The organism is Amycolatopsis sp. lyj-108 (assembly GCF_046549005.1).
Lineage (GTDB): Bacteria > Actinomycetota > Actinomycetes > Mycobacteriales > Pseudonocardiaceae > Amycolatopsis.
This window is the reverse complement of sequence record NZ_JAJPWQ010000008.1, coordinates 194,429-208,188: the sequence shown is the minus strand read 5'-3', so window position 1 is coordinate 208,188 and position 13,760 is coordinate 194,429. Positions and strand designations below refer to the sequence as shown.

The 13,760-nt window shown below is 68.8% G+C and carries 11 protein-coding genes and 1 pseudogene; 4 read left to right on the top strand and 8 right to left on the bottom strand.

Annotated features, from left to right (window positions below; all coding sequences use genetic code 11):
• Positions 1–51 precede the first annotated feature (51 nt).
• Both ACLJO0_RS27890 and ACLJO0_RS27885 read right to left on the bottom strand, forming a co-directional pair.
• The gene (locus ACLJO0_RS27890) at positions 52–1,593 is read right to left on the bottom strand and encodes a glycerol-3-phosphate dehydrogenase/oxidase (protein ID WP_410581514.1); all 1,542 of its coding nucleotides are present in this window, start codon (positions 1,591–1,593) and stop codon (positions 52–54) included.
• Positions 1,590–2,153, bottom strand: coding sequence for a TetR/AcrR family transcriptional regulator (locus ACLJO0_RS27885; RefSeq protein ID WP_410581807.1), 564 nt, complete (start codon positions 2,151–2,153; stop codon positions 1,590–1,592). Before ACLJO0_RS27885 ends, ACLJO0_RS27890 begins: the two co-directional genes overlap by 4 nt.
• Positions 2,154–2,250: 97 nt before the next feature.
• On the opposite strand from ACLJO0_RS27885, the gene ACLJO0_RS27880 reads away from it, so the two are divergent.
• Positions 2,251–3,870, top strand: coding sequence for an FAD-binding oxidoreductase (locus ACLJO0_RS27880; protein WP_410581513.1), 1,620 nt, complete (start codon positions 2,251–2,253; stop codon positions 3,868–3,870).
• Here the strand turns inward: ACLJO0_RS27880 and ACLJO0_RS27875 are convergent.
• From ACLJO0_RS27875 to ACLJO0_RS27860, 4 genes and pseudogenes are all read right to left on the bottom strand, one after another.
• Positions 3,848–4,492, bottom strand: coding sequence for a gamma-glutamylcyclotransferase family protein (locus ACLJO0_RS27875; protein WP_410581511.1), 645 nt, complete (start codon positions 4,490–4,492; stop codon positions 3,848–3,850). The genes ACLJO0_RS27880 and ACLJO0_RS27875 overlap by 23 nt on opposite strands.
• A gap of 68 nt (positions 4,493–4,560) precedes the next feature.
• Positions 4,561–4,884: pseudogene (locus ACLJO0_RS27870) on the bottom strand (alcohol dehydrogenase catalytic domain-containing protein); the annotation flags it as partial.
• Between the two features lie 8 nt (positions 4,885–4,892).
• Positions 4,893–6,158, bottom strand: a complete 1,266-nt coding sequence (locus ACLJO0_RS27865) for a peptidase C39 family protein (protein WP_410581510.1) — start codon at positions 6,156–6,158, stop codon at positions 4,893–4,895.
• A gap of 80 nt (positions 6,159–6,238) precedes the next feature.
• The gene (locus ACLJO0_RS27860; protein ID WP_410581509.1) at positions 6,239–7,960 is read right to left on the bottom strand and encodes a TIGR03767 family metallophosphoesterase; all 1,722 of its coding nucleotides are present in this window, start codon (positions 7,958–7,960) and stop codon (positions 6,239–6,241) included.
• A gap of 177 nt (positions 7,961–8,137) precedes the next feature.
• Here ACLJO0_RS27860 and ACLJO0_RS27855 point away from each other — a divergent pair, with 177 nt between their 5' ends.
• The gene (locus ACLJO0_RS27855) at positions 8,138–8,572 is read left to right on the top strand and encodes a hypothetical protein (RefSeq protein ID WP_125789340.1); all 435 of its coding nucleotides are present in this window, start codon (positions 8,138–8,140) and stop codon (positions 8,570–8,572) included.
• A 159-nt stretch (positions 8,573–8,731) separates the two neighbouring features.
• On the opposite strand, the gene ACLJO0_RS27850 is transcribed toward ACLJO0_RS27855, so the two are convergent.
• Both ACLJO0_RS27850 and ACLJO0_RS27845 read right to left on the bottom strand, forming a co-directional pair.
• Positions 8,732–9,994 (bottom strand): ABC transporter substrate-binding protein, encoded by a 1,263-nt coding sequence (locus ACLJO0_RS27850; RefSeq protein ID WP_410581508.1) that lies wholly within the window; start codon positions 9,992–9,994, stop codon positions 8,732–8,734.
• A gap of 100 nt (positions 9,995–10,094) precedes the next feature.
• A complete protein-coding gene (locus tag ACLJO0_RS27845) occupies positions 10,095–11,732 on the bottom strand; it encodes a long-chain fatty acid--CoA ligase (protein ID WP_410581507.1) in 1,638 nt (545 codons plus the stop codon).
• Between the two features lie 451 nt (positions 11,733–12,183).
• On the opposite strand from ACLJO0_RS27845, the gene mihF reads away from it, so the two are divergent.
• Together mihF and ACLJO0_RS27835 are read left to right on the top strand one after the other, a co-directional pair.
• A complete protein-coding gene (mihF, locus tag ACLJO0_RS27840) occupies positions 12,184–12,495 on the top strand; it encodes an integration host factor, actinobacterial type (RefSeq protein ID WP_005155963.1) in 312 nt (103 codons plus the stop codon).
• Between the two features lie 109 nt (positions 12,496–12,604).
• The gene (locus ACLJO0_RS27835) at positions 12,605–13,744 is read left to right on the top strand and encodes an isochorismate synthase (protein WP_410581505.1); all 1,140 of its coding nucleotides are present in this window, start codon (positions 12,605–12,607) and stop codon (positions 13,742–13,744) included.
• The last annotated feature ends 16 nt before the right edge of the window (positions 13,745–13,760 follow it).

Genomic DNA, 13,760 nt, shown 5'->3' with positions numbered 1-13,760 from the left:
GTCAAGCTGGGCGCACACTTCGCCGCAAGTAGGTGACTAATTGCGAGGGGGTCAGGCGAGGCCGGCGAGGGACTTGCCGACGAGTTCCCGGACGCGGGTGCGGGCGGCCTCGGCGTCCGGGGTGACCAGGCCGAGCCGGGTGCGGCGCTCCAGGACGTCCTCGACGTCGAGCGCGCCCTCGTGCCGCACGGCCCAGACGACCTCCGCCGCGCTGATGTCGGTGCCGTCGAACAGGGGCAGGCCCAGTTCGGGGTCGACCTCGCCGAGTGCCGCGACTCGCGGTGCTTCGGTGCCGTACTTCGCGACCAGCCGGGCAGGTGCGTCCACAGTGGACAGGCGGTCGCGCGGTGTCGCGCCGAGCAGCGGGAGCCGGGAGGTGGTCGACGGCCCGGCGAGGAGCCCGGAGCGCTTCAACGCGGCATCGACGGCGTCCTCGGCCATCTTCCGGTACGTCGTCAGCTTGCCGCCGACGACGGTGAGCACGCCGTCGGCGCCGGTCACCACCGCGTGTTTGCGCGAGAGATCCGCGCTCCTCCCGCCACTGCCTTCGACCAGCGGCCGCAGCCCGGCGAACGAGCCCGCGACGTCGGCGCGGGTCAGCGGGCGGGTGAACGCCGTCGACGCCACTTCGAGCAGGAAGTCCACATCGGACTCCGGCACGGACGGCACGCGCGGGACGGCGCCGTCGATCGGCTCGTCGGTGACCCCGACGAACACGCGGCCGTCGGGTTGCGGCAGCAGGAAGACGAACCGGTTGTTCTCGCCGGGGACGGGCACGTTGACCGACGTCGCGCCGATCCGTGCCGCTCCCGAAGCCAGGATGAGGTGTGAGCCGCGGGACGGCCGCAGCCGCACCGATTCCGCCAGTTCGCCCGCCCAGACGCCCGTCGCGTTGATCACCTGACGGGCGCGGATCTCGATCTCCTGGCCGGTGAGCCTGTCCCGGGCCAGTACGGATTCCGCGTCGAGCCGGAGCGCCTCGACCTTCGTCAGGATCTTCGCGCCGCGTGACGCCGCCGTGCGCGCCAGGCTCACCACGAGACGCGCGTCGTCGGTCAGCGCGCCGTCGTAGGCCAGCAACGCGCCGCGCAGACCTTGCGGAGTCAGGCCGGGCGCGAGCGCCAGCGCCTCCGCGGCCGGGATCGACCTCGGCCGCGGCAGCACCGACGCCGGGGTCCCGGCGGCGCGGCGGAGGCCGTCACCGGCGACGAGGCCGGTCATGATGAACGCCTGCTGGCCGCGGGAGGTCTTGCGGTACAGGGGGAACAGCTGCGGGATCGCCCTGGTGAGATGCGGGGCGGTGCGGGTCATCAGTATCCCGCGTTCGACGGCGCTTTCGTGCGCCAGCGCCAGATCGCCCTTGGCCAGGTAGCGGAGCCCGCCGTGAACCAGTTTGCTGGACCAGCGCGACGTCCCGTACGCCAGGTCGTACGCCTCGACGAGGGCAACCGAGAGCCCGCGCGCGGCCGCGTCCAGCGCGATCCCGGCGCCGGTGACCCCGCCGCCGACCACCACCAGATCGACCCGCTCACCGCCGGCCAGCGCCGTGAGTTCCCGTTCGCGCCGGAGTGCGTTGAGCGAGCCGGGCGTCACGGTCGCAACGCCGCGTCGAGCATGAGAGCGAACTCCGTCATCAGCTTCTTCTCGTCCACGTCCGACGTGGCGGGACGGTAGGAGAACGCGAAGGACTGGATGAGCAGCAACAGGGTGCGAGCCTGCGAAGGCAGGTCGCCCTTGCGGATCGAGCCGTCTTCGTGGCCGGAGCGCAGCAGGTGCAGGATCACGCCTTCGGCGAAGCGCTGGGTCTTCCCGAGCCGCTCGACGATGTAGGGCAGCACCAGTTCGGGGTCGAGGTCCAGCAGCGTGCGGAACAGCGGATCGCCCGACAGCACGGCGACCGCGGCCGAGGAGCTCTGCACGAGCTTCTCGCGGAAGCTGGCCGGTTCGATGTCCGGTTCGGCGGCGCCCTGCAGCAGTCCGCCGAACTCACGGGTCATGAGGGTCGCGAGCACACTGCGGACATCCGGGAACCGGCGGTACACGGTCATCCGGCTGACCTTCGCGGTCCGCGCGATCTCGGCGAGCGTGGTCCGCCGCACGCCGACCGCGAGCACGCACTTCTTCGCGGCGTCGAGCAGAACGTCGTCGGACACGCGCGTCGAGGCCTGGCGGGAGCGGGTGTCCGCCAGTGCCGAAACGCCTGTTTCCGCAGGTGAGTGACGTTTTACGTCCATATGTAACACTGTAGTCGTGACGGAGCTTATTGACCACCGGTTAAGACGATCCTGGACGCCCGAAGCCGGTGACGCGGCCCACCTTCCGGCGAAAGCCCTGCGGTGGCTCGTCCAGCGTATCGGCCCGCTGGGCTCCGCGGCGCCGTTCGCGCCCGATTCGGCGCTGTCCGTTCCCGATTCGGCGCTGGGCGAACAGCCGAAACGAGACCTCGAAGGACTCGTCGGCGCCGGCCATGTCCTGGTGGTGCCGGGGGAACGGCTCGCGCGGGCGGGCGGTCTGTCCTATCTAGACCTGATGCGGCGCCGGGGCTTCGGTGATTTTCCGGTGCCGGACGCCGTCGTCCTGCCGGAGAATCCCGCCGAAGTCCAGTCGGTACTGGAAATCTGTGCACGGCACGACGTCGGCGTCGTCCCGTTCGGCGGCGGGACGTCGGTGGTCGGCGGGGTTTCGGCGCTGCGTGGGGACAAGAGCGCGGTGATCGCGCTCGACCTCACCAGGCTCGGTGAACTGGTCTCCGTCGATCCCGTGTCCAGGATCGCGGTGCTCCAAGTGGGTGTCACCGGGCCGGAGGCCGATCGGCTGCTCGCCGCGCACGGCTTCACCCTCGGGCACGTGCCCCAGTCCTACGAACGCGCCACCATCGGTGGCTTCGCCGCGACCCGGTCCGCCGGGCAGGCCTCGTCGGGTTACGGCCGGTTCGAGGACATGGTTTCGGGTGTCCGGCTCGCGACACCGCGTGGCGAATGGAAGCTCGGTGTCGCCCCGGCTTCGGCGGCGGGACCCGACCTTCGGCACCTCGCCATCGGCAGCGAAGGCGCGCTCGGCGTGATCACCGAGGTCGCCCTCCGTGTCCGTCCGGTGCCGGAAGTGCGCCGTTATGAGGGTTATGTCCTGGACGGCTGGGAGAACGGCACCGCCGCCGTCCGGGAACTCGCCCAGCGGCACGTGCTCGCGGACGTCACGCGACTGTCCGATGTGGACGAGAGCGAGGTTTCGCTCGCGCTCAACGACAGCTTGAAGACCAAGGCGTTGCGCCGGTATCTCAAGGCACGGGGAGTCCACGCGCCTTGCCTGCTGATCGTCGGCTGGGAGGGCGCGTCGAAACGCGAAGTCGCCCGGCGCCGTCAGGAGACCACCGGTGTGCTGGCCCCGTTCGGTGCCGTCCGCATCGGCGCTGCCCTCGGCGAATCCTGGCGCCGCGGCCGGTTTTCCGGGCCTCGGCAGCGGGATGCCTTGCTGGACAACGGTGTCTGCGTCGAAACCCTGGAAACCGCAGCGTACTGGGCGGAACTGAGCGACCTGCGTGACGCCGTCCGCGCCGCGCTCACCGCGACCCTCGGCAACGCGATCATCATGTGCCACGTCTCGCACGCCTACGAGACGGGCGCGTCGCTCTACTTCACCGTGCTCACCGCACGCGACGAGGCCGACCCGATCGGCCAGTGGCAGCGGGCGAAGGCGGCGGCGTCGGAGGCGATCACCGGCATCGGCACCATTTCGCACCACCACGCCGTCGGCGTCGACCACGCGCCTTATCTGGCGGCGGAAATCGGGACGCTCGGTGTCGAAGTGCTGCGAGCGGCGAAGAAGGCCGTCGACCCGACCGGGATCCTCAATCCCGGGAAGCTTCTCTGACCAAGGTCGAGGCCTGGACCAGCGTGCAGTCCAGCCCGTGCGTTTCGGCGGGGATGCCTTCCAGCGCCGCGGCCCGGCGCTGTTCGAGGTCGGCGACGCGGATATGCCCGCCGTCCACGAGGATCGGCAGGCGGATGTCCGCGGCGCCGACGTACGCCACGACGTCGTCGAGCACGGTGCCGTCGTCGAGGGTGATGGCGGGCGCGGTCAGCCGCACCAGGTCGTAGCGCTGTCCGTTGCCCTCACAGCGATCGAGGACCGCGAGCTGGTCCGGCGTCGCGAACCAGACCGAGTGCTCCTCGACGACCCCCGGCGCGGCGGCGAGCGTCGCGGGCCGCTGCCCGTCCCTGAACCGCAGCCCGGACGCCCAGACCGCGGCGAGGTCGGTGCAGCGCGCGTGGCAGACGACGACCGGACCCGTCAGGCCCATGTTCTCCCGCAGCCAGGTGATCTTGGACGGGCACGCGTTCGATCCGTAGGCGAGCACGGCCTGGCATTCGCGCCAGCCCTCCGGCGCGGTGTCGAGACTGTGCCCGGCGCCGTCGAAGTGGACGAACGAATGCCCCGGCCGCGCTCCCGGATACGGGTCGGCGGGGAAATCGGCGTCGGTGAAGAGTTTCACCACGTCACCGCGCTGCGGAGGACGTCGCCGTGGTGCATCCGCTCGAAGGCCCGCTCGACGCCGACGAGCACGACCGTGCATTGTCCACTGTGGACAAGCGTCTTCTCGGGAAACGCCCCGACACCGAGCGCGGAGGGCAGGGCGGTGCCGTCGGCCAGTGTCGTCGGCCGGGTGGCGTTGAACGTCGAGAAGCAGTACCAGGGCCTGCCCCGGCAGGTACCGCAGACCGCGCGCCAGTTCAGGATCACGTAGTCGCCCGGTTCGAGGTCCGTGACGCCGTCGCCGACGGCCTCCACGAAACCAGCGGCCTCGTACGGCATGCCCACCTCCGAGTAGTCGACTCCGTAGCTTGCCACGAGGGCAGCCCGGATCGCGACATCCGCTCGGGTGGGGAACCGATTCAGTGCCCCGGAGTGATGATGTAGGCGACCCCGCCAGGACCGCTGGAAACGCCGCCATTCGTGTTGTACCGCTTGGTGCGCTGCCAGATCGTCTCGAACTGGTGTCGTTTGTAGACATGCCGGACGCGGTCGTTGCTGCTCGCCGCCGGATCGTTCGCGATCACGTCACCGTCCTTCGTGAAGCCGACGACGACCATGATGTGCCCGGCGGTGCCGTAGCCCGCGCCGTCGAGTTCCTCGGCCTTGAACGACTGCGACGTGATCACCGGGATGCCGCGCGCGATGTAGTTTTCGAGTTCGTTCAAGGAGTGCAAACGGGTGATGTGCCCACGCAGTCCGAGTGACGCGGCGTACGCGGTGTTGAACGGCCAGTTGCCCGTTCCGTCGTAGGCGTAGTCGAACGTGTAGCGGGCGGCGTACGCGACGGTCGGATCGACGTAACCCTCCGGAATCCACGTCATGTCCTCGCGCTTGGGCCGTTTGCCCCAGTACTCGGCGACCATTTCGGTGGACGTGGGGCTGCACCAGTTCTCGCCGCCACCGCCATACTCCGGGAACTGTCCTTTGTGGATGTTCTGCGCGTACGCGGGCACCTTGAGCTCGATGCCGGTGGCGCGGCCCGGCTTGGTCGCCTTGACCTCGAAGCGGTCCGGGACCAGCGACGTCATGGCGCCGACCGACGACACCGACGGCGTGGCGCGGGAACCGGCTTCGCGGTACAGGCTGACTCGCAGCTGGTACGAGCGGAGTGCGACACCCGCCTTCATGACCAGCGTGTCGACGTCGACCGCGGCGTTGGCGTCACTCTGGCCGTCGACGCTGGTGCGCTTGATGTCGGCGTCCCCGCTGGCCCAGCGGCCCATGACGTACCAGGAGGTCTCGGCGCCCGCCGCGGTGCGGCCTTTCGCCTCGACCTTGAGCCAGGTCTTGGCCGGCGTCTTCGCGTTCCAGGAAGCGACCAGCTGTGAGGCATCGAAGCCCTGCGTGTGGCTCCGCGACGTCCACTGGCCGTATTCGTAGGTCTTGGTGGTCCCGAGTTCGGGTTCGGTGTGCTCGATGGTGCCGATCGGGCGGTCGATGCGCAGCGCTCCGTGGTCGAGATCGAGGCCTTCCAGCCTGCCGTCGCGGAAACCGTGGTGACCGGACCATTCGTGGTAGTCGATCGACTCGTCGTCCGGGCGGCCGGGCCCCGCTTCCGCCGTCTGTGCCGTCACCGCTGTCATCGTCGCGATAGTCAGCAGCGTGACCAGCCCTCGTATGCGCATCCCGGCTCCATCCCTCGAGTCCACCCAGTAAGGAAGGAATTTTCGCCGGTTACGCCGGGTATGTAAATAGTTGAGGGGCCTCAGGCGAGCGGGTTCGGCAGCAGGAGTTCGGTGTTCTGGTCCTGAGGGGTACCGACGGCGGACAGCGAAGCGTGGATGTCGTTGTACGAGAACTCCCGGTACAGCGACGCAAGCGCTTGCGTCGAGGTGTCCGAGTACGGTGCCTCGTACGGGGCTTCCGCCTCGATCAAGGTCGTGAACAGTGAAAGCGTGCCGTCGGTGTTGTCGGCGACCTCGATGATCCGCGCGTGCTGCGGGAAGTCGATGTGCGAAGCGGTGTTGATCTCCCAGAAGCTCTGCTTCGCGGTCTTGCCGGCGTGCGGGGTGATCTTGTTGTGGTGCGTGTGCCCGTTGACCCACGCCAGCACGTTCGGGAACCGGTGCAGCAGTGAGACGAACGTGTCACCGTTGAGCCGCAGCTCCAGCGGATGCCGCGCGTCCGGGAGCACGTTGCCCATGGTGTCGCTGGTGTGATGGCTGAAGAGGATGAACAGCTCGTCCGTCACGTTCTGAGTGACCTTGCGCCCGAAGAAGTCGTAGTACGTCGAGCTGTTGCGCTTGAGTGTGTTCTCCACCCAGGTGAACTGCCCGAGCCCGATGGACCCGTCGGCCAGCCCGGCCATCGTCGTGGTGTCGAGGCTGATGCCGACGACACCCGGCGCGATGCGGAAGGTGTAGTACACGTTCCGTCCGTCGGCGTTGTTCTCGCTGAACCCGTGGCCGACCGGGCCGGGGCCGGTGTTGGCGGAGTCGAGGTGGTGCCGCACGAACTCCGCGGTGCTGAACGGCCGCCGTCGCACGTCCGGGGTGACCTCGCGGATCGTGCCGGAGCCGCCGAACAGCTCCGTGACCGGGACACCGGAGCCGGACCCGATCGCCTTGGCGAGTTTCCGTGACGTCGTCTCGTCCTTGCCGATCACCTTGAAGCGGCCGGTGTACCAGGCGTCCATCCCCGGCAGGTCCGGCACCGTGCCGACGATGCTGTCGTCGTGGTTGCCGAAGGTGCAGAACCACGGGACGTCGAGACCGGGCGAGGTGAAGGTGTTCGAGGCCGCGCCGAGCAGGCCGGGCAGCTGCGGGAAACCCTTCTTCGTGTACGCGTCGTCCAGCGGCTTGCCGGGATTCCAGTAGTGCGAAGACCCGGACGTCTGGACGCCTTCGTGCAAGTTCGGGTCGCCAGAGGTCGGGTTCACCGTGCCGCCGTTGAGCACCTTGAGGAACCATTCGAGCTCGATCAGCTCGTGGTTGTCGGTGTTGTCGCCGGTGGTGACCATGAAGTCGATCGGCCGTCCGGTGAACGGGCCGGCCTTCAGGCTGTTCACGCGCTCCACCAGCGCCGTCGTCGCGACCGGGCCGAGCGTCTCCTGCGGCCGGTGCGCCGAGCCGACGAACGGGTGCAGGTACTCGAACCGCGCCGGGCTCTCGGCGTCGGTGAAGTGCAGGTCGGTGAACTGCGCGAACGAGGCCATCGCGCGACGTCGCTCGTCGCGGCCGGATTTCGGCGCGGCGAGGTCGCCCCGGACCACGAGCGGCCAGCCGGGGCCCGCGGTCAGCCGGGTGTAGCCAGGACCGGTTTTCAGCGGGGCCGCCGCCGCTTCGAGGGTGGTTCCCGCGGTGCGCACCGCGCGGGCCGAGGTGCGCGCCAGCGCCCGGTCGAGCGCGTTTGCGGTCGGCGTGCACAGCAGCAGGCCGACGCCGGCGGCGCCCGCCGCGGCGAAGGTGCGCCTCGAGATGTCGGACATGGCGGTGCCCCCAGTCGTCTCGGATGGTCGTCGCGGAAGGACGATGCCGCACGACGTTAGCCGTGGGGTGAACGTGGGAAAAGGGTAATGCGAAGATTTGTCACGTTCGGCCGAATACTCAAGGAGCCAAGCGGGCTGGTTACGCTGGCCGCTCGGCGAAACGAGGAGGTGGCCCCGGTGGGTGCTTCGGCTTGGTCTGTCCGCGGCCGGTTCGACGGCGACCCGGGGGCGGCGCTGGACGCGATGAAGGCGCGCGTCTTCGCGGAGGGTGACTACCTCTGGGAAGGCGACGAACTCGGCCGCCCGGATTCGATCGACGACCTGTACGAGGTGGAGAGCGTCCAGGAGTCCGGGACTCATTCCGTGCTCGACGTCCACGAGTTCATCAGCGCCACGGGCGAGGACGACTTCGGCACCATCCGGCCCTTGACCGACGCCGAACTCCTCGCCGCGTTCGGCACCGAGGAGCCGTCCGTCGCCGCCTTCGACGAACTCGACAAGGCGGGACGCCTGCCGTTCGAACGACGCCCGCGCTGGAGCGCCAACTGCGCGCTGCTCTACGAAGACGACGTCGCCGTCGAGCTGGCGATCTGGGGCGTGTCCGGGGACTAGGTTTCGTCGAGACGGGAGATGTCACCGAGGGTGAGGGTGTGTCTGTCGTGACCGCACCGGTCACGCGGGGACCGTGTGGATTTCGGGTCATCCAACGCACCAAAATCCACACAGTCGGTGTCTTGTGGAAGGCTCGCGGTCATCCACGCTCGCGGCGGCTCACACGGACAGGCGGCCCAGCTCGGCTTTGACGGCCTCGACCGCGGCCTTCGTCTCGGCGACCGGATCCGCGCCGTCGCGGGCGATCCGGCCCAGCGCGTCGACGAGCGCGGTGTTCGCCGTCGGTGTCCACAGTGGACCGGCGGCGCGGCCGTTCTCCTTGACCAGCTTCGCCGCGTCGGCCGCCGTACTGACCTTGTCGAGCACGCTCAGCCGCGCGGGCAGGTGGAAACCGAACCTGGTGGCGAACTCCTGCTGGAAGTCGGTGCGCTCCAACCACAGCCACTTGACGAAATCCTTGGCGGCGTTGGGGTTCAGGCTCTTGGAGTGCACCATCGCGCTCAACCCGCTGACCGGGACGGACGGCGCGCCCGCCGCGTCGAGCCGGGGGAAGGCCAGGATGCCGAAGTCGTCCTTCACGGTGTCCTGGATCTTCGGCAGGTTCCACAGCCAGGTCCATTGCATGGCGGTGAGCCCGTCGATGAACGGGAGCGGATCCGCCCAGTCCGTCGAAGCGCCGAGCAGCAGCGAACCGTTGAGCTCGTGGAGTTTCGCGAACGTCGTGGCGGCGCGCGGATCGTCGAAACCGACGGATTTGCCGTCCTTGACGTAGTCGAGCCCGGCCGACCACAGCAGCGGACCGGCGAGCGCCGCGGCGCCCGCGTCGTTGCCGGCGAACAGGCCTTTGACGCCGTCCTTGGTGAGTTTCTTCGCCGCGTCGACGAGTTCGCCGAGTGTCTGCGGCGGCTGCACTCCGGCCTCCTGCAGGAAACTCTTGCGGTAGAAGAGAACCTGGGCGTCGAGCGCCTGCGGGATGCCGTAGAGCTTGCCGCCGACCGTCTGCGCCGCCAGTACGGAGGGGTTGAAATCCCCGCGCACGGGTCCGATGACGTCGTCGAGCGGGACGAGGAGGTTCTGCCGGACGCGGTCGACGGTGACCTGGCCTTCGAAGACATCCGGGACCGGCCCCGCCTGAAGCGCGGCGTTCAGTTTCGCTTCGTAGTCGTCGGGATTCCACTGCACCGCGACCTTGGACTTCTGGTACGCGGCCGCGTAGCGCGTGACGGCTTCCTGGACACCGGCTTCGGGATACGGGTGATACCACTGCGTGAGATCCACGGGCTTCGGTTTCGGCCTGGTCACCCCGGCGGAGTAGGCCGTCGAAGGCGGCGGGTTTCCTGTTTGGACGGTGTTGGATCCACAGGCGGAGAGCAGGGTCGTCCCCGCCAGCGCCAGGAACGTTCGCCTGTTTGTCTTACGCACCAACAAAACCCTTCGCCGAACGCAGTGAAGGCCATCTTCAGGGAACAGCGTCCCTCAAGATGGCCTTCACGGAAGCGCAGGCGCGCGGGAGATTAACCCGTTAGAGCTGACTGACGTCGAGTTTGCCTTCGGAGTGGAACGCCCGCAGCCGCTTCTTGTCGAACTTGCCGACACTGGTCTTCGGGACTTCGTCCACAAAGGTCCAATTCTCCGGAAGCTGCCACTTCGCGACCTTGTCGGACAGGAACTCGCGCAGTTCCTCGGCCGTGACGTTCTCGCCCTCCTTGAGCACGACGGCGACCAGCGGCCGCTCGTCCCACTTTTCGTCGGGGATGCCGACCACGGCCGCCTCGGCCACCGCGGGATGCGCCATCACCTGGTTCTCCAGGTCCACCGAGGAGATCCACTCGCCGCCGGATTTGATGACGTCCTTCGCGCGGTCGGTCAGCGTGAGATAGCCGTCGGGGCTGATCTTGCCGACGTCGCCGGTGCGCAGCCAGCCGTCGTGGAACTTCTCCGGATCGGGCTCGTCACCGCTCGTGCCGCTGTAGTACGACGCCGCGATCCACGGGCCCTGCACTTCGAGCTCGCCGACGCTTTCGTTGTCCCACGGCAGTTCCTCGCCGTTGTCGCCGATCAGCCTGGCGCTGACGGACGCCGGGAACCGGCCCTGGGTGTAGCGGTAGTCCCACGCCTTCTCGCCGGTCGCGGCGGCGGGCGGACGCGCGACGCTGCCCAGCGGCGACGTCTCGGTCATGCCCCAGGCGTGCAGGATCGGCACGTCGTAGCGGTCTTCGAACGCGTGCATCAGCGACGGCGGCGCGGCCGACCCGCCGACGACGACCTCGCGCAGATGCGAGATGTCCTGCGGGTTCGCGTCGAGATGGGACAGCAGGCCCTGCCAGATCGTCGGGACGGCGCCGGCGAAGGTCGGCTTCTCGACGTCGAGCATCTGTGCGATCGGGGCGGGCTGGAGGAAGCGGTCCGGCATCAGCAGCGAGGCGCCGACCATCATCGCCGCGTACGGCATGCCCCACGCCATCGCGTGGAACATCGGGACGATCGCGAGGGCCTTGTCGTGCTGCGCCAGCCGCATGCTGTCGGACATCGTGACCTGCATGGAGTGCAGCCAGATCGACCGGTGGGAGTATGCGACGCCCTTCGGGTCACCAGTGGTGCCCGAGGTGTAACACATCGCGGCGGCGGACCGCTCGTCCACGTCGGGCCAGTCGAAGGTGTCCGGCTGGCCGGCCAGCAGCTCGTCGTAGGAGTGCACCTGGACGCCGTCGGGCGCGGGGAGGGTGGCGGCGTCGCCGTTGGCCACGATGACGTGACGCACGGTCTTCAGCTCGGGCAGCTGCTTGGCCAGCAGCGGGACCAGCGTGCCGTCGACGATGACGACCTGGTCCTCGGCGTGGTTGGCGACGAAGACCAGCTGCTCGGGGAACAGCCGGATGTTGAGCGTGTGCAGCACCGCGCCCATGGCGGGGATGGCGAGGTACGCGGCCATGTGCTCGGCGTTGTTCCACATGAACGTGCCGACGCGCTGGTCACCGGTGATGCCGAGGCTCCGGAGGGCGTTGGCGAGCTTCGCGGCGTGCTTGCCGAGTTCGCCGTAGGTCTCCCGGCGGGCTTCTGAACCGGTCCAGGTGATGACTTCGCTTTCGGAGTGCACCGTGGTGCCGTGGCGGAGCAGCCTGCCCAGTGACAGCTGCCCGTCCTGCATCGTGCTCAACATCGCGTACTCCCGTGGTGCTCGTTCTCCGGTGAACTGGGGTTGCGCCGACTCTAATCCGGGAGGGGTGAACCGGTCAGTAACATCGCAGGCAACCGTTCGGTCACAGTGTCGCGCTAACGGGTGTTCGCCGGTTCAGGCCAAGATCATCAATAATTCGCATTTTTCCTGCCATGAAACGAAAAATGGCTGACAGTGCGAAGTACTGGCATCGCTCATAAGGGTGATGAACACGGGCGAATCGCCGCCCGAACGGCGTGTTTCCGCAGGCTGGGGCGGGTTGCCCGTGACGTGGTCGAGGGGTAATAAGTGCGTGTCGGTTTCACGGCCGAGGAACGGGTGGCGTTTACTGGAGCCGTGGTTACAGAGACGGCTGGCCAGCGCTTGCTCTTGCAAGCATGGTTAAAGGCCGTCGGCCGCGAAAGCGGAGACCTGAGATGAAAGGACTACTACGTTGGCTCTGCCCACGTTGACTCCGGAGCAGCGCGCCGATGCCCTCGCCAAGGCGGCTGAGGCTCGCAAAGCGCGCTCCGAGCTGCTTGCGTCGATCAAGTCCGGCAAGGAGAGCATCGACAAGGTGCTCAAGCAGGCCAAGGAGAACAAGACCATCGGCAAGACGAAGGTCACGCAGCTGCTGAAGGCCGTGCCCGGCCTGGGCGCGGTCAAGGTCGCCGCCCTGCTGGAGCAGGCCGGGATCGACCCGGACCGGCGTGCCGCCGGCCTGGGCGAGCGGCAGCGCGAGGCCCTCCTCGAGGCGCTGAAGTAACGCTTCCGCCCAGGTCACAGGGCTGCCCGGGGGAAGGTGTTGTCACCAGAGGCTGTTGCCCGGACAACACTTTTCCCTGGTCTCAGCCGGAGCCTGGGACGCTGGTGAGGTGACGACCAGTACCGCACCGGCGACCCCGGCAGACCTGGCCGCCCGCTACGAGCGGGGCGACTTCCTCCTGGCCACGGCGCGGCACGCGCTCCTCGCGAGCGGGGCCGCGGCCACCGCGACCGACACCGATCCGGCGCGGCTTTCCGGGGCACTCCCCGGTCTGTTCGCCGACACCGGCGCGTCGATCGCGGTCGGCGTGCTGCCCTTCGACACCACCTCGACGCCGGGGCATCTGGTCTTGCCCCGTGCGGTCCAACGCGCGACGTCCGACCACGCGGCCGTCCCGCCGCGCACCGCGCTTCCGCAGCCGGTCAAGGTCACTTCCGTGCCCGAGCCGGAGGCGCATCTGGCCGCCGTCCGCGCGGCCGTCTCGGCGCTGAGCGACCGGGACCTGCGCAAGGTCGTCCTGGCCCGCGCGCTCGATCTCGACTTTTCCGAGGCCGTTCCGGTCGCCGACGTCGTCCGGAACCTGGCGAACGGGAACCCCCGGCACACCACGTACGCCGCGCAGCTGCCCGGCGGGCGCACGCTGGTCGGCGCCACCCCGGAACTCCTGGTGTCCCGCACCGGCGGGGCCGTCCTGTCCCGGCCGCACGCCGGGTCGATGCCCCGGTCGGCGGACCCGGCGATCGACAAGGCGAACGGTGAGGCGCTTCTCGCGTCCGAAAAGGACCACGTCGAACACGCCGTGGTGGTGGAGTCCGTCGTCGAGATCCTGCGGCCGTTCTGCCGCACCCTCGACGTCCGCGGCCCCGAACTCGTCTCGACGCCGGCGATCTGGCATCTCTCGACCACCGTCACCGGTGAGCTGCTCGACCAGGACATCACCGCGCTGGACCTCGCCGCCGCGCTGCATCCGACCCCCGCCGTCTGCGGTACGCCGACCGATGCCGCACGCTCGCTGGTGCGGGAACTGGAGCCGTTCGACCGCGAGTACTACGCGGGCGCCGTCGGCTGGGTCGACGCGGCAGGAGACGGCGAGTGGGCCGTCGGGATCCGGTGCGCGGAGATCGCCGACACCTCCATGCGGCTGTACGCAGGCGGCGGCATCGTGCCCGCATCCGACCCGCGGACCGAGCTCGACGAGACTTCGGCGAAGTTCCGCACCCTGCTCGCCGCCATGGGCCTGGAGATCTAGAACCGCCGCAATTCGT